Source organism: Blastomonas sp. CCH9-A1 (genome assembly GCF_001557175.1).
In the GTDB taxonomy this organism is placed as follows: domain Bacteria; phylum Pseudomonadota; class Alphaproteobacteria; order Sphingomonadales; family Sphingomonadaceae; genus Blastomonas; species Blastomonas delafieldii_A.
In genome coordinates this window covers 41,256-66,685 of record NZ_LSHM01000003.1, presented here as the reverse complement: position 1 = coordinate 66,685, position 25,430 = coordinate 41,256, and the positions used below count along the sequence as shown (strand labels likewise).

General features: G+C 65.5%; 23 protein-coding genes. 5 read left to right on the top strand and 18 right to left on the bottom strand.

All coding sequences use genetic code 11. The features are described from left to right. Positions 1-2 precede the first annotated feature (2 nt). Complete coding sequence (locus AX725_RS01155) at positions 3-668, bottom strand: MOSC domain-containing protein (protein WP_066119043.1); 666 nt, start codon at positions 666-668, stop codon at positions 3-5. A gap of 305 nt (positions 669-973) precedes the next feature. On the opposite strand from AX725_RS01155, the gene AX725_RS01150 reads away from it, so the two are divergent. Together AX725_RS01150 and AX725_RS01145 are read left to right on the top strand one after the other, a co-directional pair. Continuing rightward, positions 974-1,918 carry an RcnB family protein gene (locus AX725_RS01150; RefSeq protein WP_066044327.1) on the top strand — a complete coding sequence of 315 codons (945 nt, stop codon included), beginning with the start codon at positions 974-976 and terminating at the stop codon, positions 1,916-1,918. A 117-nt stretch (positions 1,919-2,035) separates the two neighbouring features. Beyond that, entirely contained in the window at positions 2,036-2,719 is a 684-nt protein-coding gene (locus AX725_RS01145; RefSeq protein ID WP_060979765.1) for a 2OG-Fe(II) oxygenase, read from the top strand. 68 nt (positions 2,720-2,787) lie between these two features. On the opposite strand, the gene AX725_RS01140 is transcribed toward AX725_RS01145, so the two are convergent. Further along, the gene (locus AX725_RS01140; RefSeq protein WP_060979766.1) at positions 2,788-3,150 is read right to left on the bottom strand and encodes a hypothetical protein; all 363 of its coding nucleotides are present in this window, start codon (positions 3,148-3,150) and stop codon (positions 2,788-2,790) included. 275 nt (positions 3,151-3,425) lie between these two features. Between AX725_RS01140 and AX725_RS01135 the strand changes: the two genes are divergently transcribed. After that, entirely contained in the window at positions 3,426-3,938 is a 513-nt protein-coding gene (locus AX725_RS01135; protein WP_060979767.1) for a c-type cytochrome, read from the top strand. Between the two features lie 188 nt (positions 3,939-4,126). Here the strand turns inward: AX725_RS01135 and hemA are convergent, their stop codons facing one another. Genes hemA through bchF form a run of 14 tightly spaced genes read right to left on the bottom strand, consistent with a single transcriptional unit; the run spans position 4,127 to position 19,600 of the window. After that, positions 4,127-5,347 (bottom strand): 5-aminolevulinate synthase, encoded by a 1,221-nt coding sequence (gene hemA / locus AX725_RS01130; protein ID WP_060979768.1) that lies wholly within the window; start codon positions 5,345-5,347, stop codon positions 4,127-4,129. Between the two features lie 14 nt (positions 5,348-5,361). Next, entirely contained in the window at positions 5,362-6,150 is a 789-nt protein-coding gene (puhE, locus tag AX725_RS01125) for a putative photosynthetic complex assembly protein PuhE (protein ID WP_060979769.1), read from the bottom strand. 3 nt (positions 6,151-6,153) lie between these two features. After that, on the bottom strand, positions 6,154-7,242 hold the full coding sequence (acsF, locus tag AX725_RS01120) for a magnesium-protoporphyrin IX monomethyl ester (oxidative) cyclase (protein WP_060979770.1): 1,089 nt from the start codon (positions 7,240-7,242) through the stop codon (positions 6,154-6,156). A gap of 35 nt (positions 7,243-7,277) precedes the next feature. After that, positions 7,278-7,574 carry an O2-dependent cyclase accessory protein gene (locus AX725_RS01115; RefSeq protein WP_208598079.1) on the bottom strand — a complete coding sequence of 99 codons (297 nt, stop codon included), beginning with the start codon at positions 7,572-7,574 and terminating at the stop codon, positions 7,278-7,280. After that, complete coding sequence (gene puhC, locus AX725_RS01110) at positions 7,571-8,077, bottom strand: photosynthetic complex assembly protein PuhC (protein WP_066113905.1); 507 nt, start codon at positions 8,075-8,077, stop codon at positions 7,571-7,573. The genes AX725_RS01115 and puhC overlap by 4 nt, the downstream gene beginning before the upstream one ends. Next, complete coding sequence (gene puhB, locus AX725_RS01105) at positions 8,074-8,703, bottom strand: photosynthetic complex putative assembly protein PuhB (RefSeq protein WP_060979773.1); 630 nt, start codon at positions 8,701-8,703, stop codon at positions 8,074-8,076. Before puhB ends, puhC begins: the two co-directional genes overlap by 4 nt. Next, positions 8,700-9,473: a photosynthetic reaction center subunit H gene (puhA, locus tag AX725_RS01100; protein WP_060979774.1), complete on the bottom strand. Its 774-nt coding sequence runs from the start codon at positions 9,471-9,473 to the stop codon at positions 8,700-8,702. Before puhA ends, puhB begins: the two co-directional genes overlap by 4 nt. A gap of 27 nt (positions 9,474-9,500) precedes the next feature. Further along, the gene (locus AX725_RS01095) at positions 9,501-10,934 is read right to left on the bottom strand and encodes a BCD family MFS transporter (RefSeq protein WP_060979775.1); all 1,434 of its coding nucleotides are present in this window, start codon (positions 10,932-10,934) and stop codon (positions 9,501-9,503) included. Then, positions 10,931-11,626: a magnesium protoporphyrin IX methyltransferase gene (gene bchM, locus AX725_RS01090; RefSeq protein WP_060979776.1), complete on the bottom strand. Its 696-nt coding sequence runs from the start codon at positions 11,624-11,626 to the stop codon at positions 10,931-10,933. Before bchM ends, AX725_RS01095 begins: the two co-directional genes overlap by 4 nt. Continuing rightward, entirely contained in the window at positions 11,626-12,519 is an 894-nt protein-coding gene (gene bchL, locus AX725_RS01085; RefSeq protein WP_060979777.1) for a ferredoxin:protochlorophyllide reductase (ATP-dependent) iron-sulfur ATP-binding protein, read from the bottom strand. Before bchL ends, bchM begins: the two co-directional genes overlap by 1 nt. Positions 12,520-12,534: 15 nt before the next feature. Beyond that, positions 12,535-16,167 carry a magnesium chelatase subunit H gene (locus tag AX725_RS01080; protein WP_060979778.1) on the bottom strand — a complete coding sequence of 1,211 codons (3,633 nt, stop codon included), beginning with the start codon at positions 16,165-16,167 and terminating at the stop codon, positions 12,535-12,537. Then, positions 16,157-17,803, bottom strand: a complete 1,647-nt coding sequence (gene bchB, locus AX725_RS01075; protein ID WP_060979779.1) for a ferredoxin:protochlorophyllide reductase (ATP-dependent) subunit B — start codon at positions 17,801-17,803, stop codon at positions 16,157-16,159. Before bchB ends, AX725_RS01080 begins: the two co-directional genes overlap by 11 nt. A 4-nt stretch (positions 17,804-17,807) precedes the next feature. Continuing rightward, positions 17,808-19,091 (bottom strand): ferredoxin:protochlorophyllide reductase (ATP-dependent) subunit N, encoded by a 1,284-nt coding sequence (locus tag AX725_RS01070; RefSeq protein WP_060979780.1) that lies wholly within the window; start codon positions 19,089-19,091, stop codon positions 17,808-17,810. After that, a complete protein-coding gene (gene bchF / locus AX725_RS01065) occupies positions 19,088-19,600 on the bottom strand; it encodes a 2-vinyl bacteriochlorophyllide hydratase (protein ID WP_067512711.1) in 513 nt (170 codons plus the stop codon). The genes AX725_RS01070 and bchF overlap by 4 nt, the downstream gene beginning before the upstream one ends. Positions 19,601-19,896: 296 nt before the next feature. On the opposite strand from bchF, the gene AX725_RS01060 reads away from it, so the two are divergent. Next, a complete protein-coding gene (locus AX725_RS01060; protein ID WP_196490503.1) occupies positions 19,897-20,916 on the top strand; it encodes a cobalamin B12-binding domain-containing protein in 1,020 nt (339 codons plus the stop codon). Positions 20,917-20,965: 49 nt separating this feature from the next. After that, complete coding sequence (ppsR, locus tag AX725_RS01055; RefSeq protein ID WP_157759180.1) at positions 20,966-22,366, top strand: transcriptional regulator PpsR; 1,401 nt, start codon at positions 20,966-20,968, stop codon at positions 22,364-22,366. A gap of 12 nt (positions 22,367-22,378) precedes the next feature. Here ppsR and AX725_RS01050 read toward each other — a convergent pair whose 3' ends face one another. Next, a complete protein-coding gene (locus AX725_RS01050) occupies positions 22,379-23,830 on the bottom strand; it encodes a hypothetical protein (RefSeq protein WP_060979784.1) in 1,452 nt (483 codons plus the stop codon). Between the two features lie 50 nt (positions 23,831-23,880). Further along, positions 23,881-25,365 carry a porin gene (locus AX725_RS01045; protein ID WP_082730759.1) on the bottom strand — a complete coding sequence of 495 codons (1,485 nt, stop codon included), beginning with the start codon at positions 25,363-25,365 and terminating at the stop codon, positions 23,881-23,883. Positions 25,366-25,430 lie beyond the last annotated feature (65 nt).

Here is a 25,430-nt window from a genome sequence, read left to right as displayed (position 1 = left end):
CTTCAATCGGCGAGCGCGGCCGCACGCTCGCGCCAATCGGCGGCGAGCTGGGGCAGATCGGCGAGCTTGCGCACGGCCTCTGGCTCTGCCTTGTATTGCCCGCCGACCAGCAGCCGGAACACGCGGTCCACGGTCCAGGCCGACGGCCCCGGCTCCACCAGCCGCATGACATCGCCTGCCTGGACAAGCCCGGGTTCAAGCACACGATAATAGAAACCGCAACGCGCAGTGCGCACGATTTCCGCCATGACCGATTGCTTGCCCGAGACGCCAAAGCGATGGTCCAGCTTCCAGCAGGGCTGGCGGCCTTTGGTCAATTCGACCAGCGCCTGGCCCAGGCGAAAGCGATCGCCGATGCGCATCTCGCTTTCGACGAGCCCGCGCGTCGAGATGTTCTCGCCGAACGCACCCGGCTTCTGCAGCAATTTGTGCGAATCGAGCTTCTGCTGCCAATAGGCATAATGGTCGAACGGATAATGGTGAATCGCCATGTCCGGGCCACCATGATGCACCGGATCAGCCACCTGATCGCCTTCGAAACCCAGCTCGCCCAGCATGACAGGGCCGGTCGCCGGCTGGCGCGCAATGGCGCTCATCGTGCCATCCTCACGAAAAGGGCGGGGCTTGCCGGTGAGCAGCGCCAGGACGCGGACCGCTTGCGAACTCATGCAGTTGCAAGCTACGCTTGAATTACTCAGCGTGCAATGCAATTCCTTCATTTCGACTGCATAGCTATACAAACGCCTCTAAAGTATACGATATTGGTTAAGCTGAGGGTCAGGCGGCGCTTTGTATCGGTTGTGCAATACCAACAGTCCTGTGCCGCGTGGTTGCCGACACGATTGCCCAGGCCATTATCGAAAGGTCGATTTTGGTCATGTCACCAATCCTTGAAGCATCCCCCTCCCCCCTCGCCCGTTCCCGCCCGCAAGCGTGCCATCTCCGGCTGCCGGCAGGACTTGCAGCGCTGGCTTTGGCCATTCTGCTGTGGACGTCAAACAGGGCCGAAGCCGCAGACCTGGCGGTCCAGGCGTCCGCACCCGGTATCGCCATGGCAACGGGGCTCGAGCCTGCGGCCCAGCAACGCGAAGGACGCCGGGGCGGGGGCGAGTTTCGCGGCCAGCGCGGCGGTGGCGGCCGCGAGTTCCGCGGGCAGAATCGCAACACCATCGGCACCGCGCGCATCGATACGCCGCGCGAATTCCGTCAGGAACGCCGTGCCGACCGGCAGGATTTCCGTCAGGAACGCCGCGGTGACCGGCAGGATCTGCGCCGCGAACAGCGCGGTGATCTGCGCGACTTCCGCCAGGAGCGTCGCGCCGACCGGCAGGATTTCCGCAACGGCGTCGTGACGAGGCCCGAATTCCGCGCCGACCGGCGCGACGATCGCCAGGATTTCCGCCGCGACCAGCGCGGAGACTTGCGAGATTTCCGCCGCGACCGCCGGGATGATCGCCGCGACTTCCGTGCAGACAGGCGCGACGACCGCCGCGATTATCGCGACAACCGCCGCGACTGGGACCGTCGCGACGGGGATCGGCGCGGCTGGGCCGATCGGGGCTGGAACGGTCGCGATTGGGACCGGCGCGGCTGGGACGGTCGCGGACGCGGCTGGGATCGCGGATGGCGCAACGATCGGCGCTATGACTGGTATGGCTGGCGCAACCAGAACCGCGCCTTCTTCAACGTCGGGCGCTACTACCCGCCGGTGCGCGGCTGGAACTATCGCCGCCTGGGCATAGGCTTCACGCTGGGCGCGCCGTTTTTCGCCAGCAGTTTCTGGATCAACGACCCCTGGGCCTATCGCCTTCCCCCGGCTTATGGCCAGTATCGCTGGGTCCGCTATTATGGCGATGTCCTGTTGGTGGACATCTATACCGGGCAGGTTGTTGATGTGATCAACGATTTTTTCTGGTAAGCCTAGCAACGCGCATGCTGCGACCTGTGCAAGACCCGCCGGAGCCATCCGGCGGGTCTTTCCTTTTCACGGCTGCCCGGGTTGACAGGCACAGGGCGCGCGCGCCATCCCCCGGCCATGATCAGCGACTTTCTGCATCGGCGCGAACTGGCCAGGATCGGCCGCGACGTGGGCGACAAGCTCGATGCCCATCCGCGCGTGCAGCGCATCGCATTCGACGATGTGAAGGTGCCGATGCAGATCTATTGCTATCAGGATTTCATGACCCCCGGCGAATGCGCCGAGCTCATCCGCATGATCGATGCCGATGCGATCCCTTCCGAGCTGTATCGCGCAGGGGCCGGCGCCGATCAGAACGATTTTCGGACCAGCTACAGCTGCAATCTCGATCGCTGGCACCCCGATGTGCTGCGCATTGACGATCGCATCTGCGGACTGACAGGAATTGATTCGCGGCGGGGCGAAACGCTGCAGGGCCAGCGTTATGCCGTCGGCCAGCAGTTCAAGGCCCATCACGACTATTTCCACACCGACCAGCCCTATTGGCAGAAGGAACGCAACAAGGGCGGGCAGCGCAGCTGGACGGCGATGGTGTTCCTCAACGAGCCGGCGGGCGGGGGCGAAACCGAGTTCCCGCAACTGTCGTTCAAGATGCTGCCGCGCACGGGCATGCTGCTGATCTGGAACAATATGGGCCTGGACGGTCGGCCCAATCCCTATCTGCTGCACAGCGGCAATCCGGTGACCCAAGGCACGAAATACATCGTCACCAAATGGTTTCGGCGCGGTTTCTGGGTATAGCCGAACATAAGGCGGCCCGTCTCCGCTGAGCCTGGAGACGGGCCGCCACCCACAGCTCATGGGTCTGCTCAATCGTTATAGGCGAGCACCGTCACGCGGCCGACCTTGTAGCCGCGCTGGCGCATTTCCTTGACATAATCCTTGTCGGCATCGGCCAGCTCGACCTCATATTCCTCCCAGGCGTCGGCACGGTCCTCGCGGTCGGTCGCGCGCTTGAGATCACTGGTGAGTTCCTTGTCCGCCTCGTTGATATCGGCGACATAATTGTACCACGACTGGTTATAGACGCCCTGCACCGGTTCGGTCCGGATCGGCGGCGCATGGGCGCCATCGCGCGCCGGAAGGGTGCGCGGCGTTCCGGCCTGGGCGGGCAGCGCCAGAATCACCAGCGGAAGCGTGCCTGCCAGGGCATTGCGGATCAGCTTGCTCATCGTTCGTCTCCTTTGAGCGCCCCCATTGCCCTCCAACGCATCGTGCACCGATTCAGGTAAGCGCCATGGCGCGGCTGGGCGCTGGACAAGGGCGCTCGGGCGCAGTCGCGCCCAAAACGCGTAAATTTTCACGCCGGATGCCATTTCCGATGAACATTTTTCTTCATCTGGCGTTCATCCGCAGCCTTCCCCACTTTTCAACGGGTCCGGCTCGTCTATATTGACCGCTGCTTCAGGGCGAATGTCGCCGAGCAAGAGGAGAGTTCATGTCCAGAATGAATGCACTGCGCTATGCCGGCGTCCTGGCCGGCGTTGCTATGCTGGCCGCCTGCTCGGGCGGCAGCGAAACCCCCAAGGCCGAAGAAGAAGCCGCCGCTCCGGCCGCTGACGCTGGCGCCGAAACCCCCGCCGCGACTCCGGCTGCAGCCGAGGCTCCGGCTGCGGACAATACCGATACGCTCGACGGCAAGAAGCTCGCCGATTTCACCGGCAACGCCGCTGAAGGCGAGAAGGTCTTCGTTCAGTGCAAGACCTGCCACGTCAAGGAAGCCGGCCAGAACCGCGTCGGCCCCTCGCTCGCCGGTATTGTCGGCCGTGCCGCCGGTTCGGTCGAAGGCTTCAACTATTCGCCCGCCAACAAGAACAGCGGCATCACCTGGACCCCGGAAAAGCTCTTCCAGTATCTGGAAAAGCCCGCCCGCGTGGTGCCGGGCACCAAGATGGTGTTCGCAGGTCTGCCCGACGCGCAGAAGCGCGCCGACCTCATCGCCTATCTGCAGCAGCCCTGATCGACCCGATCACGGTTTGCGCCGAAACACGAAAGGCCGCTCCGCAAGGAGCGGCCTTTTTTGTTGGGGGCACCATGCTACTTCATCGTCACCCCCGCGAAGGCGGGGGCCCCGCTTCCTCTTCCGAGGTCAGACGAAAAAGCGGGATTCCCGCTTTCGCGGGAATGACGAGAATGCGTCGGTAGAGTTCAGGCCGCCACGGCCCGCCGCGCCAGCTCGCATTGCGACCAGATGTCGCTCAGCGCGTGGAGCAGCTTGTCGCAATCGCCGTCCGAGTGCACCGGCGAGGGCGTGATGCGCAGCCGCTCGGTGCCCTTGGGCACGGTGGGATAGTTGATCGGCTGCACATAAATGCCGTGATTTTCGAGCAGCCAGTCGCTGATCCGCTTGCACTTGTGCGGATCGCCGACCATCACCGGGATGATGTGGCTGGGATTGTCGAGATGGGGAATGCCCATCAGGTCCAGCCGCTTGCGCACCTTGGCGACGCGCTCCTGGTGGCGCGCGCGCTCCATCTGGCTGGCCTTGAGGTGGCGGATGCTGGCGGTGGCCCCTGCGGCGAGCGCGGGCGGCAGCGCCGTCGTGAAGATGAAGCCGCTGGCAAAGCTGCGCACGAAATCGCACAAGGCCGCCGAGGCCGCGATATAGCCGCCCATCACGCCGAACGCCTTGCCGAGCGTGCCTTCGATCACGGTGATCCGGTCCATCAGGCCTTCGCGCTCGGCAATGCCGCCGCCGCGCGGGCCGTACAGGCCGACCGCGTGGACCTCGTCGATATAGCTCATCGCGCCGTGCTTTTCGCAGACGTCGAGAATCTCGGCGATCGGGGCGATGTCGCCATCCATCGAATAGACGCTTTCGAACGCGACCAGCTTGGGCCGGCCCGGCGCGACGCCCGCGAGCAGCCGGTCGAGATCTTCCGGATCGTTATGCTTGAACTTGAGGCATTCGGCGCGGCTGTGGCGGATGCCTTCGATCATCGAGGCATGGTTGCCCGCGTCGGACAGCACCACGCAATTGGGGAGCTTGGCCGCGAGCGTGCCGAGCGCTGCCCAGTTCGAGACATAGCCCGAGGTGAACAGCAAAGCCGATTCCTTGCCGTGCAGATCGGCGAGTTCGGCCTCGAGCAGCACATGGTGATGGTTGGTGCCCGAAATGTTGCGCGTGCCGCCTGCGCCCGCGCCGCACTGGTCGAGCGTGTCGTGCATTGCCTTCAGCACATCGGGATGCTGGCCCATGCCGAGATAGTCGTTCGAGCACCAAACGGTGACCTCGTCGGTCCCCTCATCGGTATAGCGCGTGGCGTGTGGAAAGCGGCCGCGATGGCGTTCCAGCTCGGCGAAGATGCGATACCGCCCCTCGTCGCGGATCGTATCGATTTCGCTCTGGAAAAACCCCTCATAGTCCATAACCACTCTCCTTCTTATCCCTTGCGCGCGTCGGGCAGCGCCCAGCGCCAGAGCGCGCCGTCGCGAAACGGCAGCGCCAGAAACAGATGCTCGAGCGCGCCAAGCGCCGCGAGCGTGAAAACCAGGGTCGCGCTGACCGCGGCAAAGCTGTCATCGGGCGCGGCGAGCGCACGCGCGCCCAGCCAGAGCGACAGCGCCGCGAGTGCGACCAGGCTGAAGGCCAGCGCACCGTGCAGGCGGCGCGGGCCGAAATAGGTCTTCAGATATTCCAGATGTCCCGGCATGATCTCGTCGCTCATGTTCGGCACGCCGACGAACAGATTGAGCTTGGCCGAAAGGCGCAGCGCGAACAGCAGGCTGAAGATCACCGCGCCGGTCGGGTTGGCGCTGTTCCAGGTGAGCGAGACCAGCATCACCATCACCACCGCGATCGCCAGTTCGTGATGGATCAATGTCGCCGCCGCATCGGCAAAGCGCCGCCAGCCGCGCGCGTGCGGATCGCTGGGGGTGCGGCGGGGCCCGGCGACGATGCCGGTGAGAAAGGTCAGTTCGAGCCAGCCCCAGATGACCAGCGCCGCGCCGAAGCTGATATAGGCGTCGAGCGCCGAAGGACCGCTCGCGCCATGGCCATGCGCTGCCCAAACGATGACGCACAGGCAGATGCCAGCGGCAAAGCCCGCCCAGGATAGACTCCGCGCAAAGGTCGCCTTGCCGCGATTGGCGAGCCAAGCGACCACGCCCGTGCTGCCGAACCAGGCCAGCAGCACGATGAACGCAGGCAGGATATGGCCGTGCAGACTCATGGACTACCAGGCCGGCTGCAGGCGGATGGTGGAGGGCAGCGCATTGTTCTTGCCGGGCATGAAATACATGCGCGCAAACGCCGTGCCTGCACCGATCATGCCGCCCGCACGCTGCATCAGCCCGCCCAGGCCGCCGCGCGCCTTGCCCGCCGCGATGCGGTCCGAGGCCAGGCGCAGCTTTTCCATCTGCGCGCGCAGTGCCGGGTTGTCGGTATCGATCTCGACCGGGAAGACCTGGCGGCTGATCGCGGTGCAGATGTCGAACACGCGGTAATCGTAATCGGTCGGATCGACACCCAATGCCGCGTGGAACACCGGGCGGCTATGGTCGCGCACATACATGGTCGCATAGACCGAGAGGATGAAGAACTTGATCCAGTAGCGGTTCAGGCCGGTGAGCAGCTTGGGGTCCGCATGGAGGAGCATCGCGAACGCCTCGCCATGGCGGAACTCGTCATTGCACCATTGCTCGAACCAGTTGAAGATCGGGTGGAAACGGTTTTCCGGGTTGCGCGCCAGATGCCGGTAGATCGCGATATAGCGCGCATAGCCGATCTTCTCGGACAGATAGACCGCGTAGAAAATGAACTTCGGCTTGAAGAAGGTGTATTTCTTGGTCTTGGTGAGGAACGACAGGTCGATGCCGATGCCGGCATCCTTCAGCACCTCGTTGATGAACCCGGCATGGCGGCTTTCGTCGCGCGCGAGCAGCTTGAACAGCTTCTTGACGTCGGGGTTTTTCGTCCGCTTGGCGATCTCGGCATAGAGGATGCAGCCCGAAAATTCCGAAGTCAGCGAGCTCACCAGGAAATCGATGAATTCGCGGCGCAGCGCCGGTTCGAGCGATTCGATGACACCGTCGAAGCTTTCGGAACGGCGGAAATGCGCCTTGTTGGGGTCGCCCTCCATGTCCGCCATCAGCTGGTCCCATTCGGCGCGCACCAGGCTGACGTCGATCGCGTCCAATGCATCGAAATCGGTGGTGTAGAAGCGGGGGCTCAACACGGTTTCCTGTGTTGCCAGCGCCATGGTGTCGGGCGCATCGGGAAGATTTGCCCGGCCTGCTGCCTTCACCCTCGTCTGCATGTTCATCGCACCACTCCCGTTGTTTGTCTGAACATCCGCGCTCACCACCGGCTGGTGGTGAAGCTGACCTCGTACAGTTCCTTGAGTTCGCCCATCGCCGTCAGCTTCGTCCATGCGCGCAGCAATGGACCCGCCGGATGGACCGTCGCCATGCGCTGGATCAAAATTGACTCGCCAAATCCGACAATGATCGGGTCGCCATGCACCCGCACCTTGTCGCCCGGCTGGATCGCCACATCGCCGTCCAGCTCGACATGCGCGTGGAAATGCGCCTCGCTCTGCTCCACCTGGATGCGGCAGGGCGTATCGAAGGAAGGCTGGCGCAGCAGGTTCATCATTTCAGCAGCGCCTGGAAGGTCGCACGGTTGGTCGGACCGAAAGCGCCCAGTTCGACCACGCGGTTGGTCGCGGTGTCGGTGAGCGAAAGCGATCCGTCGCTCCAGTGGTTGAGCTCGTAAGGCGCATCCATCGGAATGCCGCGCACATGCCGGCCCCGGCCCATGCCGCGCAGCACGCCACGGATGAAGCCGCTGCCCTCTTCGCCATAGACATGCACGGTCTGGCCGGTGACCGCATCGGTCACCACGACCTTGCCGTTCTGCGCATCGGCAAACCGCAGCACCCGCGACTTGACGGCGGTGGCCGCTTCGGCCGCGCGCACGTCGCTGGCCGAGGGCGAGGGCGCGATCCAGCCGAGCTGGGTTGCTCCGGTCAGCGCCAGCGTGAACAGCACCACCCCGCACGCCATTACCAGCGCGCCTTTGGGCACGGTATTCTCGTGGCTGTGGCCATGCCCGCCATGCGAATGATGGTTGCTATGGCAGTGCGATGCGCTGGTCATGCGATGGCTCCCTGAAGATGCGCAGGGACTCCATCGCCCGCTACGACATTGGCCTGTTGCGCCCGGTCGACCGGCGCGATCGCCGCGACGGCGCGCGCCAGGCGCTCGCCGACCACCGCCGCATCGGGCAGCGCGCGCAGCATGGGTTCGGGATGACCGAGCTTCCAAGGACGCGCATGCGGCCACAGCACCAGATAGCCCAGATTGTGCGGGCCGATCAGCTGCAGCGCCAGATCGCCCTCGGTGGGGCCGAGCGGGCGCAGGTTCGCGCCGCCGATCTTGGCGAGCGGCAGGTTGATGCACATGTTGAGCGCGACGCCGATGCGCAGCACCACGCGCCGGCTGGTCAGCGTATACACGGTCGTGCGCGCCACCGCCCAGGCATAGAGCATCAGCAGCCCCACCCCGAGCGCCCCGGCGATCGCGGTTGCGATCACCCCGCCGGTGCTACCATTGTAGATGGCAAGCGCGACCAGCGCGGCGAAGTACAGGCCGACGATGCGGGTGAAGAACGCGCTGCGCGCCAGCAGCCGCCAGTCGGGCGAGCCCTGCCAGAGCAGGGTCTCCCCTTGCGGGAGCTCGCCGGGGAGGCCCCGGACGGGCTCGTCGTCATATTCCGTGATCATATCAGCGGCTCCTGCCGGGCGCGGTTAGCGTAGAGATAGCCGCCGCCGAAATAGCCCGAGATCTTGTCTTCCTCGTAGCGACTGATCTGGCCGGGCGTTTCGACCTGCGGGCAGCCCGAAAACTGCGCGGCGTTGATCGCATCGACGACGATCTGACGGGCGGACTTGCGAACCTTGGCCATCATCATCGGCGCAAGAGCATGCACGCCCTCGGCGGTGACGACCTCAAGATAGCGCACCTGGTGCTCCGAGCGGTCGACCCAGATTTCCGCCACGGTGCCCGCGACCGCGCCATCGGCGCCGATCACGGTCATGCCGCGCGGATCGGGATCGCCGCGCGCGATCGAAAAGCTGGGTTCGAGCGCCATCGGAACGATGCGGTTGTTGCCGAACGCGTCGATATCGGGAAGGCGGCTGCGCTCGGCATAGGCGGCAGGGCCGATGCAGTCGGTCAGCGGGTTGCCGGTGGGCACATAGGGCGCGCCGGGGAACGGGCTCATGCGGCGTCCGGCAATGTCGAACTTTTCCTTGCCGATGGTCGGCGTCGAGACCGTGCCGCGGCCGAAGGGCAGCTTGAAGGTCTTGGGAGCAGCGTGCAGCAGCGGCCCGCCCATGCCCAGCGAACGCCCGGTCAGGTCGTCCTCGAGCGGGAAGCCCTCGCGCCGATCCTCACGCCTGAGATAGTAGATCAGGCCGATGAAAAACAGCACGAACGCCCAGAAGGCGATCGATGCGACATCGATATTCCCCACGATATTGCCGTTAAACATGGCGCTTACCTCTCTTCTTCAAGACCCTCATGTCGGAAATTCGGTGAGGCCGAACCGCGGTTGCGGGGCGGATTCATCGATCGGCTGGCCCCCGACAAGCGGGCCAAGCACGACCATCGTGACGAGCAGCAGGACGATTTCGATCAGATAGACGGTGCCGTATCCGGTGGCGCGATAGGCCAGGGTCTCGCCGATGCGGTCGGCGAGCGCGAGCGAGGAGACGGCATCGCGGATCAGACCGCCGGCCGCCACCGCCAGCCCTGAAGCGCTCGCCTGCACCGCGCCCCAGGCACCGAGCGCGAGACCCGATCCCTTGTGCCTGCCGCTGCCGGCAATGGCCATGATCGCGCTCAAGGTGCCAACCGAGAACAGGCCTGCACCCAGACCGATAGTCAGCGCGCCCGAAAAGACGAGAAAGCTTGCTTCGAGCGGTGCCGCAAAGAGGATCATCGCGAAGGCGAGCATACCGATGGCGGCACCGAAACCGGCGAGCCGCAGCGGGTCGGCGCCTGCACTCAGCCGCCGCGCGGCAAGGGCGAAGGCGGCCAGCATGCCGAATGCCCAGAGCCCGGTCAGCGAGGTGGTCGCCCCCACCGACATGCCGAGCACCTCGCCGCCGAACGGCTCGAGCAGCACGTCCTGCATGCTGAACGCCGCCGTTCCGCAGCCGATGGCGAGCAGCAGCCGGGCATTGCGCGCCTCGGAGGTGAACTCGCGCCAGACGACCGAGAATTTCGGCGTCTCGCGCTCGGGCCGGGTGGTCGAGGGCGCGCGCGCCTCCTGCTTCCAAAGCGCGATGACGTTGAGCGCCATTGTGAACATCGCTGCGCCCTGCACGATCGCGACCAGCCGCGTGGCGCTGAAATCGGCGAGCAGCGAGCCCATCACGAAGGCAGCGCCCATCATGCCGACCAGCAGCATCACGAACATCAGCGCGACGACGCGCGGGCGGGTATCCTCGGGCGCAAGATCGGTCGCCAGCGCCAGGCCTGCGGTCTGCGTCGTGTGCATGCCGAGCCCCGTCAACAGGAAGGCGAGCGCGCCTGCGATCATCCCGATGGTGAAGGTGTCGCCGCGCGACAGCAGCAGCAGCGCGAAGGGCATGATCGCGAGGCCCCCGAACTGCAGCAGCGAGCCGAACCAGATATAGGGCACCCGCCGCCAGCCGAGCATCGACTTGTGATAGTCCGACCTGTGGCCGATCAGCGCGCGGAAGGGCGCAACGAGCAGCGGGATCGCGATCATCAGCGCCACCAGCCAGGCCGGCGTTCCCAATTCCACGATCATCACGCGGTTCAATGTGCCGTTGAGCAGCACCGTCGCCACGCCCACCGTCACCTGGAACAGCGACAGGCGCAGCAAACGGCCCATCGGCAGTTCCGCGCTCGCCGCGTCGGCGAACGGCAGGAACTGCGTTCCAAGTCCGGCAAAGAACCGGGTCGAGGCGCCCTGTAGGCTCATCCGCGCGCCACCAGCATCGCGTGGCTGGTATAGAAGCCGCTGACAATGCGTTCGCTCGCGGCGATGCCATGACTGGGGAGACGCTGGGCAAGCAGTCTCTGCAGCTTCGCTTCGGCCACCGGGACGATCGCGGGTGCGCGATCGGATTTGGGAAAGAGCTTCCCGGTAGCATGCATCGCCGCGAGCAAGGGTGTCCGCGGTGCGAAAGTGAAGGCGATCGATGGCGCGCGGTCGGCCAGCGCCGCCAGCACATCGACGATATCGCCGGTTTCATAGTGGATGAGCGAGTCCATCGCGACGACATGGTCGAAATGGCCCAGCGCCGGATCGAGCATGTCACCCACGCGCCAGTCGATGCTCAGGCCCGAAGGTGCCCGCTCGCGCGCGACATCGACCAGCCCGCGCGAAATATCGATCGCGACCACCTCTGCGCCGAGCTGCGCAGCGGCGACGGCGAGCGCGCCGGTGCCGCAGCCCGCATCGAGAATGCGCTTGCCCTTGAGGTCATAGGGCAGCCAGTCGAGCAGCATCGCGCGCATCCGGTCGCGGCCCGCACGCACGGTGGCGCGGATTCCGCTGACCTTGGTGTCGCTCGTCAGATCGACCCAGTTCTGCCGCGCGGTGCGGTCGAAATAATCCTCGAGCCGCCCGCGATAGGCGTCATAGGTGGAAGGGGATGGCTGGCTCGCCATCACTCGAAGCCCAGAAATTCGAAGATGTCGCGATCCTTCATCGGCATCGCGTCGAGCGCATCGGTGCCCGCCCAGAGCGTCGCGGCGAGGCGCAGATATTCGTTCTTCACCGCCTCGATCTCGGGGGTCGAATCCATCTCGAAGATCGTGCATTTCTTGAGGCGGCTGCGGCGTATCGCGTCCAGATCGGGGAAATGCGCGAGGCGCTTCAAGCCCGTCGCCTCGTTGAACCGGTCGATCTCGTCGGTCGCCGCCGAGCGGTTGGCGATGACGCCCGCCATGCGGACCTCGTAATTCTTGGACTTGGCCTTGATGGCCGCGACGATGCGGTTCATCGCGAAGATGCTGTCGAAATCATTGGCGGCGACGACCACCGCGCGCTCGGCATGCTGGAGCGGCGCGGCAAAGCCGCCGCACACTACATCGCCCAGCACGTCGAAGATCACGACATCGGTATCCTCGAGCAGATGGTGCTGTTTCAGCAGCTTGACCGTCTGGCCGACGACATAGCCGCCGCAGCCAGTGCCCGCCGGCGGACCGCCCGCCTCGACGCACATCACGCCGTTAAAGCCCTCGAACATATAGTCCTCGGGCCGCAGCTCCTCGTGGTGGAAATCGACGGTTTCGAGCACGTCGATCACCGTCGGCATCAGCTTCTTGGTCAGCGTGAAGGTGCTGTCATGCTTGGGATCGCAGCCGATCTGGAGAACGCGCTTGCCGAGCAGCGACAGCGCGGCCGAGAGGTTCGACGAGGTGGTCGACTTGCCGATGCCCCCCTTGCCATAGATGGCGAACACCTTGGCCCCGGTAATCTCGTCGCGCGGGTCGAGCGCGACCTGGGTGCTGCCTTCGCCAAAGGCTGGCGGCGCACTGCCATGGTCCAAAAGGCTCATATCAACTCTCTCCCGTCATTCTGCTGCAATCAGGCCTTCCAGCCTGTCCTCGATATCGTCCGCAGCGGCGCGGAGCGCCGCCAGGGTTGCGGCATCCGGTTCCCAAAGCCGGCGGTCGCATGCCTCGAGCAGCCGCTCCGCCACCCTGGCCGAAGCCTTGGGGTTGAGCGTGGCAAGCCGCGCGCGCATCTCTGCATCGAGCACATAAGTCTCGCTGATCTGCTGGAAGACCCAGGGCGCGACCTCGCCGGTCGTCGCCGACCAGCCCATGGTGGTGGTCACATGTCCCTCGATCTGGCGGACGCCTTCGAAGCCGTGGCGCAGCATGCCCTCGTACCATTTCGGGTTGAGCATGCGGGTGCGCGTCTCGCGGTCGATCTGTTCGGCAAGCGTGCGGACCTTGGCCGCGCCTTCGGTCGCATCGACGATATAGACCGGTGCCGCCTTGCCGCCGCGCGCGCGCGTCACCGAACGGCTGACCCCGCCAAGCGCATCGACATATTGATCGATATCGGTGACGCCGAGTTCGACCGAGTCGAGATTCTGATAGGTGAACTCGACCGAGGCCAGAGCGGTTTCGAGCAGCTCGCGCTGCTTCATCGGCGCGCCCGAGCGGCCATAGGCATAGCCCTTGTGCGTCTCGAACGCTTCGGCAAGCTCGTCCGGATCGGCCCATGCACCGCCGTCGATCATCATGTTGACCTGCGCGCCGTACGCGCCCTCGGCGTTCGAAAAGACGCGGAGCGCTGCGGTCTCCATGTCGCAGCCCATCTTGGCGGCATGGGCAAGCGAATGCTTGCGGATGAAGTTCAAGGCTTCGGGCTCTTCGGCGGTAGAGGCGAGCCAGGCGGCTTCGGCAATCATCCGCGTCTGCAGCGGCAGAAGGTCGCGGAACACGCCCGAGAGCGTCGCGACGACATCGATGCGCGGACGGCCCAGCTCGCCAAGCGGGATCAGCTCGGCGCCAGCGAGCCGTCCATAGGTATCGAAGCGCGGGCGCGCGCCCATCAGGTGCAGCGCCTGAGCGACCTGCGTGCCCTCGGACTTGAGATTGTCGGTGCCCCATAGCACCATCGCGATGCTCTCCGGCAGCGCCTCGCCCGCCTCGACATGTCGGGCGAGCAGCGCATCGGCCTGGGCCGCGCCGGTGACGCAGGCAAAGGCGCTGGGGATGCGGAAGGGATCGAAGCCGTGCGTGTTGCGTCCGGTGGGAAGCACTTGCGGGTTGTGCAATATGTCGCCGCCCGGCGCGGGGCGGACGTAGCCGCCGTCGAGCGCATGGATCAGCGCGCCGAGCTCGTCATTGGCGGCGAGCTTCGCGTCCAACTCGGCGCGGCCAGCGCCCCCATCGGCCGCGGTGAGCGCATCAAGAAATGCCTCGCGCTCCGCACCTTCGGGCTGGCTGCCGAGCACGTGCAGGCCGAACGGGATCAGCGCGCGTTCGAGCTCGTAGAGGTTGCCCGCCAGCGCGGCGATATCGCTGCCGTCGATGTCGAGCGCACTGGCCGCATCGCGGATCATGGTCTCGAGCGCGGCGCGTTCGACACCCTCGCCCGCGAGCGCGCGCCAGCGTTCGACCAACGCCTTGAGGTCCGAAAATCCCTTGTACAGCCCGGCCTGGGCGAGCGGCGGGGTGAGGTACGACACGATCGTCGCGCCCGAGCGCCGCTTGGCGATGATCGCCTCGGACGGGTTGTTCGCGGCATAGAGGTAGAAATTGGGGATGTTGCCCAGCAGCCGGTCGGGCCAGCAATCGCCCGACAGCCCCGCCTGCTTGCCCGGCATGAACTCGAGCGCGCCATGCGTGCCGTAATGCAGCAGTGCATCGGCGCGGAATTCCTCGCGGATCCAGCGATAGAAGGCGGCAAAGGCGTGCGTCGGGGCGAAATCGCCATCGAACAGCAGCCGCATCGGATCGCCCTCATAGCCGAAGCTGGGCTGGACGCCAACAAACACATTGCCGAACTGCTTGCCGAGCACATGGATCGACCAGCCATCGCTCTGGATCTTGCCCGGCGCGGGGCCCCATTGCTTCTCGATCGCGCGCAGATGCGGTTCGTTGCAGACATGATCGTCGGTCGAGATGCGCACCGCGACATTGGCGTCCGACCCGAACCGGTCGGCATTGCCCTTGAGGATCGCATCGCGCAGGCCATCGACGGTGGCGGGCGGGTTGCAGTCATAGCCCTCTGCCGCCAGCCGGTGCAGCGTGGCGTGGAGCGATTCGAATACGGCGAGATGCGCCGCGCTGCCCGTCGCCCCGGCATTGGGCGGGAAATTGAACAGGACGATCGCGAGCTTGCGCTTCGCGCGCTCCGACCGGCGCAGCGCGACCAGAGCCTCGACCTTGGCCGCCAGCGACTCGGCGCGCTCGGGGCAGCTCTGCATCGCGCGCATCGCATCGGGCGCGGTGAACACGCATTTGCGCGCGCAGCCCTGGCATGGCTCGCCAGATCCGTCGGACCGTCCACCGAAGACATGCGGGATGACCGCACCGTCGAGCTCGGGAATGGCGACCATCATCGTCGCTTCGAGCGGCAGCAGCCCCTGGTGGCGCGAACCCCATTGCTCGAGGCTCTGGAACTCGATCGGGTGCGCGGCGATATAGGGCAGGTCGAGCCCGGCGAGCACCTCTTCGGCTGCCGCCGCGTCATTATAGGCCGGGCCGCCGACCATCGAGAAGCCGGTCAGGTTGATCACCGCGTCGACTTGCGGGCGGCCATCGCGGACGAAATATTTCGCCACCGCCGGGCGTCCGTCGAGACCGCTGGCAAAGGCCGGAACGACATTGAGCCCGCGCGCCTCGAGCGCCGCGATCATGCCGTCATAATGACCGGCATCCTTGCCGAGCAGATAGGAGCGCAGCAGCAGCACGCCGACGGTGCCCCGAGCCTCGACGCTGCGCGGCAGGCGCGCCGCCTCTTCGGTCATGCGCTCGGGCAGGCCGGGGTGATACAGGCCGACCTCGGGATAGTCGCGCGGGGCCTGAGCGGGTGTGGTGCCCTTGAGCGCGGCGCGCTCGCCCGCGGCATAACGGTCGATCAGCCCGCGGATCATCGAGACGACATTGTCGTCGCTGCCCGCCAGCCAGTATTGCAGCGTCAGGAAATAATGGCGCACGTCCTGCGCGGTGCCCGGAATGAACTTCAGGATCTTGGGCAGACGCCGCAGCATCTTCATCTGCCCCGCGCCCGAATTGCCGCCTGGCTTTGCACCCTTTCCATTCTGGCCGCGCAGCTTCTTGAGCAGCGCCAGCGGACCGCGTGCGGGCGCATCCATGCGATAGCCGCCCATGCGGGTCAGCTTGACGATGTCGCCTGCGGACATGAGGCCCAGCATCGCATCGCACTGTTCGCGGCGCGCCTCGAGCGCGGGCAGGATCGCGCGGACATGATCCTCGAGGAACAGCATCGTCGCGATGACGATATCGGCGCGGGCAATGTCGGCCCGCGCGGCATCGAGCGCGCCCGGATCGCGGCCCCAGTCGGCAGCGGCATGAAAGCCGATCGACAGGCCGGGCATGTCCTGGACCAGCAGCGCCTCCGCCCGGTCGACCGCACCCGACAGATGGTTGTCGAGCGTGATGAACACCACGCGGATCGCGGCATTGCGGCCCTGGGCCGGTGCTTTGCTGGCTTTACCGGGCATAATGCGCCTTTGCATCATACAGGGTTTCGAGGGAGATGGTGGCAAGGCCCCGCTCCTCGGCGAAGCGCTCGGTGTTGCGGCGGGCCTTGCCGCGCACGAAGAACGGGATTTTCTTGAGCTCGGCCTCGGCCTCGGCGGTCCAGAGCGTGCGTTCGAGGAGTTGGCCTGCCATGGCTTCCCTTCCTGCCAGTGGAAGGGTTGGGGGTGCGTTGGCAGCAGCAGCGGTTGCAGGCTCGCCTTGCGGCTCGCACCCACCCCTAGCCCCTCCCTGGTCGGGGAGGGGAACAGCTTTCGGCGCGCTGCCGTGCAGATGGCTGGCCCCTGCCCCGTCGTGAAATTCGAAATCGTCGCGGAACATGGTCAGCAGATGCTCTTCCAGCCCCATGACCAGCGGGTGCACCCAGCTGTCGAACAGCACGTTCGCGCCTTCGAAGCCCATTTGCGGGCTGTGCCGCGCAGGGAAATCCTGCACGTGCACCGGCGCGGAGATGACTGCGCAGGGGATCGACAACCGCTTGGCGATATGCCGTTCCATCTGCGTGCCCAGTACCAGCTCGGGATGCGCGGCGGCGATCGCTTCCTCGACCTCGAGATGATCGTCAGTGATCAGCGGCTCGATGCCATGATCGGCCGCAGCCGCGCGCAGGTCGCGCGCGAATTCGCGGTTGTAACAGCCCAGGCCGCAGACCACGAAGCCGAGCTCGTCGCGGGCGACGCGGGCCGCAGCGATGGCATGCGTTGCATCGCCGAAGATGAAGACGCGCTTGCCGGTGAGATAGGTCGAATCGACCGAGCGGCTCCACCATGGCATCCGCGCCTCGGCCATGTCGAGCGCCGGCGCGGGATCGACCTTGGCAAGCCTTGCAACCTCGTGGATGAAGTCGATCGTCGCACCATGGCCGATGGGGATGGTCCTGGTGAACGGCTGGCGAAACTGGCGCTCCAGCCAGCGCGCCGCCGTATCGGCGATTTCCGGATAGAGCACGATGTTGAAATCGGCCTCCCCTATCCGGGCGATGTCCGCCGCGCTCGCCCCCAGCGGCGCGGTGACGTTGATCTCTACGCCGAGCGCAGCGAGTATCTTCGACACTTCGACGATATCGTCGCGGTGGCGAAAACCCAGTGCGCTCGGCCCAAGCAGGTTCGCTTTGGGACGCGGAGAACCTGCCTGGCACGGTGCGGGGCGGGAGGAATCCCCGACCGCGAGAGCTCTGACTATCTGATAGAAAGTCTCCGAAGCTCCCCAGTTCTCCTTGCGGGAATAGCTGGGCAGCTCGAGTGGAATGACGGGAATATCAAGGCGCATCGCCTGCGCCATTCCGGCAGGATCGTCCTGGATCAGTTCGGCGGTGCACGAGGCCCCGACCAGCATGGCGGCGGGCTGGAAGCGCGCCACCGCATCGCGCGCGGCGGACTGGAACAGCTCGGCCGTGTCCTTGCCCAGATCGCGCGCCTGAAAGGTGGTATAGGTGACCGGCGGACGCTTGCCGCGCCGTTCGATCATCGTGAACAGAAGGTCCGCATAGGTATCGCCCTGCGGCGCGTGCAGCAGATAGTGCACGTCTGCCATGCCGGTCGCTACCCGCATCGCCCCGATATGAGGGGGCCCTTCATAGGTCCAGACCGACAGCTGCATGGCCCTAAACCCTCAACACGTCGCGGCGACGGATCGGCCGCGCGAACAATTCGGCAAGATCGCCCGCCTGGTCGAACCCGTGGATGGGCGAGAAGACCAGCTCGATCGCCCATTTGGTGGTGAAGCCTTCCGCCTCGAGCGGATTGGCCAGGCCCAGGCCGCACACAGTGATGTCGGGCCGGGACGCGCGCACCCGGTCGAGTTGGCGATCGACATCCTGGCCTTCGCTGATCACGGTCGCCTCGGGCAGCTGCGCGAGCTCCGGCGCCATATGCGCGCGGTGCAGATAGGGCGTGCCGACCTCGACCGGCACCATGCCAAGCTCGCGGTGCAGGAAGCGCGCGAGCGGCAGTTCGAGCTGCGAATCGGGCAGGAAGAAGATGCTCTTGCCTTCGAGCTGCGCGCGGCTGTGTTCGAGCGCGCGCTTGGCGCGTTCGCGGCCCGGCGCGACGACGCTGCGAAAGTGCATTTCGTCGATGCCGAACGCGCGCGCCGCAGCGTGCAGCCAGTCGGTCGTGCCCTCCGCACCGAACGGGAAGGGGGCGGAAAGATGCACCGCGCCGCGGTCCTCGAGCGCCTGCGCGGTATCGCCCAGAAACGGCTGGGCGAGCAGGAAGCGGGTGTTCGGCCCCACCGCAGGCAGCTCCCGCGATTCGCGCGCGGGCAGGCAGGAGACGCGGGCGATGCCAAGATCGCGCACCAGCCGCAGCAGCTGGTCCTCGACGATATCGGGCAATGCGCCGACGATCAGCAGCTCGGGTTCGGCGTCGATGGCCGGTTCGGGCATGAACGGCACCAGCGCGGCGAGACAGGCATCCTCGCCCTGGGTGAAGGTGGTCTCGATGCCGCTGCCCGAATAGTTGACGATGCGGACATCGGGCAGGAACGCCCCAGCGAGCCGCTGTGCAGCGCGCGCCAGATCGAGCTTGATCACTTCCGACGGACAGCTGCCGACCAGGAACAGCGTACGGATCTCCGGGCGGCGCGCCAGCAGGCGGCGAACGACGCGGTCGAGTTCCTCGTTCGCGTCGGCAAGGCCCGCCAGATCGCGTTCCTCGATGATGGCGGTCGCAAAGCGCGGCTCGGCAAAGATCATCACGCCCGCCGCGGACTGCAGCAGATGCGCGCAGGTGCGCGATCCGACCACGAGGAAGAACGCATCGGGCATCTTGCGGTGCAGCCAGACGATGCCGGTCAGCCCGCAGAACACCTCGCGCTGGCCGCGCTCGCGCAGCACCGGCGCCGAAGCGCAACCCTGGTCGAGCACGGGGGGTGCAGCGGCGATCATCGCGCCACCGCCAGTCGCGGCTGCGACTCGGATGTGCCCGTGCCCTGCAGCCGCGCCATGCGCAGCTTCCAGAGGAACTGGCCCGCATTGACGATATAGGCGGCATAGCCCGCCAGCGCGACGCCCATGCGCTCGCCGGTCGTGCCCAGGCCCGCGAACAGCATCACCAGATAGGCGGTGTGCAGCGCCAGCACGAGCATCGAGAAGACGTCCTCCCAGAAGAAGGCGGGGGCGAACAGCCATTTGCCGAACACCACCTTCTCCCAGATCGAGCCGGTGATCATGATCGTGTAAAGCGTGAGCGTCTTGATGACGATCGAGGCATCGGCGGCGAATGCGCCCTCACCTGTCCCGAAATAGCGCAATACCAGCGCCAGGCTGACCAGAAAGACCAGGAACTGCACCGGAGCGAGCACGCCCTGAACCAGCGTCCAGACGCTCGAATCGCGACGTTGCCGCTCTTCGGGGGTGTAGAGGGTAACCGGGATGGCCCGGGGCGAACGACCCACCGGACCGCCCTCAAGCTTGCGGTTCTCCGCAGTTCCAGGCTGATTTTCCAGTGGCATGAGCGTTTGAACGCCTCCCGTTTCAAGTCAGGAAACCTACGCCCCGGTCGGCAAAAGTGTCAAGATAAATTGACGTATAGTTTTCTTGACAAAACTTATGTTGTCAGGCCTTCTGGACAGGCGTAGGGTCATGGCCTGGCGAGGGTGAGCGCATAGAACGTTTCCAGCCATGAGGCCGGTGCCCGATGCACCGACAAGACCTTGGAGAGTCTGAATGGCCTCGGTTTTTTGGGATCGATTTGATCAGGTCTACGACGGAGCTTTTCCGCAACGCACGGTTGCGCAAGAAGACGTCGCCCTGGGACGGCGAGCAGACCGGGCAGAGCCGCGTTGTTCGTCATATGCCGAACGACGACGTTGGCCGCCTGGTGGAGCACGAGATCATCCCCCGGCTGCTGATGGTGCATCAGGATGACCCTCGCATGGCGCATTTCCCCGCCGATTCTGTTGCCGACATGGTGACGCCCGCCATGCACGCGCAGGATGGCGGCGATGGTTTTCGCGACACTTCAGGTACACAATCGAACGACAACCAGCGTCCGGGCGCAGGCAGCAGAGGCTTTGCATCCATGGCGCCTCTGTTCGACGAGGCGGCGATCCGCGCATTTGCCGACGAGGTGCTGGCGCACGAGGTCAACACGCTCGCGGACATCATCATCGGTCATCTCGACCGCGAGGTCGCGCCCGAAACCCTGTTCATCCAGCTGATCGCGCCTACCGCGCGCGAGCTGGGCGAGAAATGGAACCGCGACGAATGCGATTTCGTCGACGTGACCATGGGCCTGTGGCGGCTGCAGCTGCTCTTGCGGACGATCGCGGTCTGGGCTCCCCCGCCCGATGGCTGGGCGCTCAGGACGCACCGCGCGCTGTTCACCACCATGCCGCGCGACCAGCACAGCCTGGGCACGCTGATGATCGGCGAGTGCTTCCAGCGCGCAGGTTGGGATGTTGAGACGCTGATCGAGCCCGAACAGTCGGAAATCCTGCTCGCGCTCGGCTCATCATCCTTCGATGTCGTCGGATTGACAGTAACCACTGACTTTTATATCGCGCAGGTTCCCAAACTGCTCACGGCGATGAGAAGCGTGTCCTGCAATCCCAAACTGGCAATCATGATCGGCGGTCCGGCCATTGGCTACGATCCCGAACTTGCGCGCAAGCTGGGGGCGGATGGGACCGCTGCCGATGCCGCCGCCGCGCTCGCATTGGCCGACGAACTGGTTTCTGCCGGGGTAGAGCGCACCGCGCTTTCGCTTTGAAGACCGCACCCGGCGCGGCATGAACAAGGACGAGCCTTCAGCAGCTGCTATGCCTTTCCGCGACCTCAAAGGCGTTGTCGGCACTCTGGAAATCGGCGCAGCACTCGCTTTGGTGCTCGCCGCAGGCGATATTGCCCTGGCGCTGGATGAAAATGGCGTCATCAGCGATGTTTCCGTGAGTGCAGACGACATGCCCGACCTCAGCGGCTGGATAGGCCGACGCTGGGAGGACACGGTTGCGCTCGACAGCCGTCCCAAGATCAACGAGATGCTCACCAGCGCGCCGTCGGAAACGCCCGGCCGCTGGCGCCAGGTCAACCATCCCGGGCCCGACGGCAATCTGCCGATCCATTACCGGCTCGTCGATCTGGGCGAGGGCAAGCCGCGCATGGCGATCGGCCGCGATGTCCGCGCCTGGGCCAGCCTGCAGCAGCGCCTGTTGCAGACGCAGCAGTCGCTCGAACGCGATTATCTGAAGCTGCGCCAGACCGAGGCGCGGTTCCGCCTGCTGTTCGACATGATCTCCGACCCTGTGCTGGTGATCGACGCGACCACGCGGCGGATCACCGCGGCCAATCCGGCGAGCTATCAGCTGTTCGGCGCCAAGCCGGGCAGCCTCGACAATCGCGATCTCGCCAATGTCATCGGCGGAATCTCGCGCGACGATCTTATTGCTGCCTTGGGCGGAGCGACCGCCACCGGCGAACATTGCCAGATGGAAGTGAGCATGGGCGAGGGCGAACCGCCGATGACGCTCACCGCGATGCCTTTCCGACAGGACAGCGGCCGCCAGTTCATGATCCGCCTGTCGCGCGACAGTGCATCGGCAGACGATGCGAGCGGCCGCAGACCGATGGTCGAGCTGATCGAGCGGATGCCCGATGCGTTCGTGCTCACCGACGCGAAGATGCAGATCGTCACCGCCAATTCGGCCTTTGTCGATCTGGTGCATGGCAGCTCGAAGGAAGCGATTGCCGGGCAGCCCTTGGGCCGCTTTATCGGACGCCCCGGCATCGATGTCGACCTGATGCGCAAGCAACTCGACGATCACGGCCAGGTGCGCAACGCGACCACCATCGTCCATGCCGATGACGCGATCGAGGAAGCGATCGAGGTTTCGGGCGTCAAGACCGATGCGCAGGGCGGGCATTACGGCTTTGCCATCCGCACCGTCAGCCGACGCGTGCGCGACCTGCCCTCGGCCGACCGCGACGTTCCGCGCTCGGTCGATCAGCTGACCGAGCTGGTCGGGCGCATGCCGCTGCGCGAGATCGTGCGCGAATCGACCGATCTGATCGAGCGGATGTGCATCGAGGCAGCACTTGCCTATACCTCGGACAACCGCGCCTCTGCCGCCGAAATCCTGGGCCTGAGCCGCCAGAGCCTCTATTCGAAGCTCCATCGCCACGGCCTGGGCAACCTCATCGGCCGCAAGGACGAGCTGAGTTGACGTTTCGGGCCGCTAGCGCCCGATCAGCCCCAGGGCATGGCGGATGAACGCGTCGCGGTCCTTCACCCATTGCATCTCGGGCGGCAGAACCGGATCGGAATAGGTCCAACCCTCGTTGGTATAGGCCCGGCGCAGCGTACCGCGGGTGTTGAAGGCGAGCGAGACCATACGCTGCTGCGCTCTGGTCGTCTGCTCGTTGCCGATCACCGTAGGCGTGCCCGGCTCCACCCCCAGGCCCTGCATGTTGAGCCGGAAGACATGGGGTTCGCTGCGGAAGCTGTCGACCAGGGTGTTCTGGAACACCGAAAGATAGACCTGATCGAGCGCGCCGAGCGGATTGGCGGGCATCCGCCAGCCGGGATCGACCATGATGTTCCACGGATAATGGTCGGGCGCGCCGTAGACGATCTCGGTGCGCAGATCGACGAGCGAATCGCGAACGTCCTGCGCCGGGGGAACGCGCTTCAACTGCAGGTTGTTTGACCATGTGAAACCGAAGGCCGAGATATCGACCAGCGGCATGGCCGAGGGCACCGTGGCGCCCGGCAGATTGGCGACCGTGACATTCTCGTAGACGCGCAAATAGGCCTTGTCCTTGAGCTGGTGCCCGCTGGCGACATCGATCCAGCCCTTCTGGCCGTACCACGTGCTGTTGCGGACATGCGTGACCAGCGTGCCGTTGATGTACGTCCCATGTTCCTGATCGACACTGTCGCCGACATTGCCGCGGATGATGCTGTCCTCGATCAGCACCATGGTCTCGCCGCCAGGAACGAAGATCGCGTTCTTGCCGCCGAAGATGGTGGAGCGGCGGATCACGGCGGTGATCAGGCCCGGTCGCGTGACATCGAGCACCTCCAGATGCACCGCGCCCTTGGCCTCGCCTGCGCCCGGAAAATCAAGCGCGATGTCGCGCATTTCGAAATGGATGCGCTGCGGCCCCAGCTCGAACAGGCGCGGGTTGATCGTCGCCCAGGCATCATTGGTGCGGAAGGTCACCTGCACGCCGGGAACCGAGGAGCGGAAGATATATTGCGTGCCGTTGGTCTGGCCGACGATCTGCGGCATCGACGGGGCGAAGGGATAGACGCACGGACGGCCCGCGCCGTCATAGGCCTCGTAGACGAACTCGTATCCGCCCTCGATCCGGCCTTCGATCGCTGCGGCCGAAGGACGGTCGAACACTTCGCGGCCCGCCGCGCGGGAGGCATCGCAGCGCACGCGCATGATGACGGCAGGGGGACGCAGGCCCTGCATCGGCATGTAGAAGGGATAGACGCGGTCGTCGCGCTGGACCGTGGCCTGCGACGCGGCGGCGACCTGCCCCGCGACGGTCACATCCGCATCCCCCGTCAGCGCCTCCGTCTCAAGCCGCACCGGCGGCGCAGTCGAGGCGCGCTCGGCCGACGAAAAGAGCAGCAGCGGCGCAAATACCATCAGCATCGCCAGTCGGTGCAGCGCCATGAAACCTCTCCCGAAACGCCCTGTCTATACTGGAAGGCGTGCAGAAATGGTCAATAGTTCCATTGCGCCTGGATGCGCAGCAGTTCGCCCTCGGCCTGGCCGAAGCGGCGTTCGTCCGCCTCCTTGCGCGAGGCGAAGCCATAAGTCACGGTCAGCTCGAGCGCGGGGGTGGGCAGGAATTCGAGGCCGAATTCGAGCTCTTCGGTCTCCAGCCGGGGGGCATTGGTCGCGCCCTTGAAGCCGCCGCGATAATATTGCCAGCGCGCGAAAGGATAGAAGGGGCCGAGCGGCGAGCGCCGCACGCGGGCCATGGCCTGGATATAGCCGCCGTTGAGCGGGCGTTCCGCGATACGGCCGGTGGCGGGGTCGAATTCCGGCCCCCTGCCCCAGTTCCATTCCGCCTGCAGCCCGAATGGCTGCGGATAGAGGATGGCGTGCACCCCGATGCGGTTGTCCTTGTAATCGATCGGGCTGACCCCGCCGGTGCGGATCTCCGGATTGACGCGGTTGCGATAGAAGGAGCCGCCCAGTTCGAGCACCTGCCCCTCGAGCCCCAGCGCGTCGAGCTCGAACGGCCAGGTGGCAAGGCCGACGATCATCACATTGTCATTGGTCTCGGTGCGGTTGGTCCCCTGGCCGTTGAACGCGCCGAGGCCGAACGCCCCGTAATTGCCGAACAACTTCTGTCCGTCCTTGCCCAGCCGGTCCCAGATGTCCTGGACGTGATCGGGGGTATAATAGGCGACGATCCCGATATCGCGCTCGCTCGGCGCGCCGGTGTTGATGCCGTCGCTGCGATCGAGCGCGAGCCGGTTCGACGAGGACTGCATGTTTTCCCAGCCATAGGGAATTTTCGACTGGCCGAAGCGGATGCGGAAGCTCTTGTCCCTGGTCGGAAACACATCCGCATAGGCATCACGCAGCTGGGCAAAGCCCTCGCGGCGCTCGCCCGCCGACTGGTTCGAGACGGCCGATGCCATGTCCGCCTGGAGGTAGAGCGAAAGATAATCGCTGACATCGCCCTGCAGCACGAGGCGGACGCGGCGGAAGCTGAAATTATTGTCCGAACGCACATCGCCATCGCCGATGGTGCGCAGCCGGGAGACGCCCGCCGGCGCCTCGGCATCGCCAGAGACGATGGTGTTGAGGCGAAGCTGGGTATAGCCGCGCAGCTGCAGCTTTTCATACCAGGCCTTGCCCTTTTTGGGGCTGGCATCGGCGACCTGCGGGGCGGGCGCGGGTGGAGCAGCCGCAGCGGGTGCCGCAGGCGCGGGCGAGGTGCCCCGAGCTAGGACGGGCGGGGCGGAGGCGACAACTGGCGCGGGGGCGGCTGCGGCCTGCTTTTCCGCCTTGAGCTCATTGACCGTGGCTTTCAGCTCGTCGATCTGGCGCTGGAGATCGGCGATGATGCCGAGATAGTCTGGCTGCGCGGCTGTGGGCGCTGGAACGCCCTGGGCCAGCGCGGGTGTTGCGACGCTGGCCAGCGCGATCGCGACCAGAGGCCTTCGGAAAAATGCCGTGCGAGCAAGAGTCATGTTCAGGCGCCTGTGGCAATGCCGCGCCCTGCCGCGACGGTTCGGCTGCGCCAATATGAAGGTTT

Excerpts from the sequence above, each read along its gene's own strand:
- puhC (WP_066113905.1), bottom strand. The coding sequence starts at position 8,077 with ATGACCAGCGCATCGCACTGCCATAGCAACCATCATTCGCATGGCGGG.
- AX725_RS01135 (WP_060979767.1), top strand. The coding sequence starts at position 3,426 with ATGAATGCACTGCGCTATGCCGGCGTCCTGGCCGGCGTTGCTATGCTG.
- AX725_RS01140 (WP_060979766.1), bottom strand. The coding sequence starts at position 3,150 with ATGAGCAAGCTGATCCGCAATGCCCTGGCAGGCACGCTTCCGCTGGTG.
- puhA (WP_060979774.1), bottom strand. The coding sequence starts at position 9,473 with ATGTTTAACGGCAATATCGTGGGGAATATCGATGTCGCATCGATCGCC.
- AX725_RS01095 (WP_060979775.1), bottom strand. The coding sequence starts at position 10,934 with ATGAGCCTACAGGGCGCCTCGACCCGGTTCTTTGCCGGACTTGGAACG.
- AX725_RS01115 (WP_208598079.1), bottom strand. The coding sequence starts at position 7,574 with ATGATGAACCTGCTGCGCCAGCCTTCCTTCGATACGCCCTGCCGCATC.
- AX725_RS01045 (WP_082730759.1), bottom strand. The coding sequence starts at position 25,365 with ATGACTCTTGCTCGCACGGCATTTTTCCGAAGGCCTCTGGTCGCGATC.
- bchL (WP_060979777.1), bottom strand. The coding sequence starts at position 12,519 with ATGAGCCTTTTGGACCATGGCAGTGCGCCGCCAGCCTTTGGCGAAGGC.
- AX725_RS01145 (WP_060979765.1), top strand. The coding sequence starts at position 2,036 with ATGATCAGCGACTTTCTGCATCGGCGCGAACTGGCCAGGATCGGCCGC.
- ppsR (WP_157759180.1), top strand. The coding sequence starts at position 20,966 with ATGCCTTTCCGCGACCTCAAAGGCGTTGTCGGCACTCTGGAAATCGGC.
- acsF (WP_060979770.1), bottom strand. The coding sequence starts at position 7,242 with ATGAACATGCAGACGAGGGTGAAGGCAGCAGGCCGGGCAAATCTTCCC.
- AX725_RS01070 (WP_060979780.1), bottom strand. The coding sequence starts at position 19,091 with ATGATCGCCGCTGCACCCCCCGTGCTCGACCAGGGTTGCGCTTCGGCG.
- AX725_RS01050 (WP_060979784.1), bottom strand. The coding sequence starts at position 23,830 with ATGGCGCTGCACCGACTGGCGATGCTGATGGTATTTGCGCCGCTGCTG.
- AX725_RS01080 (WP_060979778.1), bottom strand. The coding sequence starts at position 16,167 with ATGCCCGGTAAAGCCAGCAAAGCACCGGCCCAGGGCCGCAATGCCGCG.
- AX725_RS01155 (WP_066119043.1), bottom strand. The coding sequence starts at position 668 with ATGAGTTCGCAAGCGGTCCGCGTCCTGGCGCTGCTCACCGGCAAGCCC.
- puhB (WP_060979773.1), bottom strand. The coding sequence starts at position 8,703 with ATGATCACGGAATATGACGACGAGCCCGTCCGGGGCCTCCCCGGCGAG.
- bchM (WP_060979776.1), bottom strand. The coding sequence starts at position 11,626 with ATGGCGAGCCAGCCATCCCCTTCCACCTATGACGCCTATCGCGGGCGG.
- bchB (WP_060979779.1), bottom strand. The coding sequence starts at position 17,803 with ATGCAGCTGTCGGTCTGGACCTATGAAGGGCCCCCTCATATCGGGGCG.
- puhE (WP_060979769.1), bottom strand. The coding sequence starts at position 6,150 with ATGAGTCTGCACGGCCATATCCTGCCTGCGTTCATCGTGCTGCTGGCC.
- hemA (WP_060979768.1), bottom strand. The coding sequence starts at position 5,347 with ATGGACTATGAGGGGTTTTTCCAGAGCGAAATCGATACGATCCGCGAC.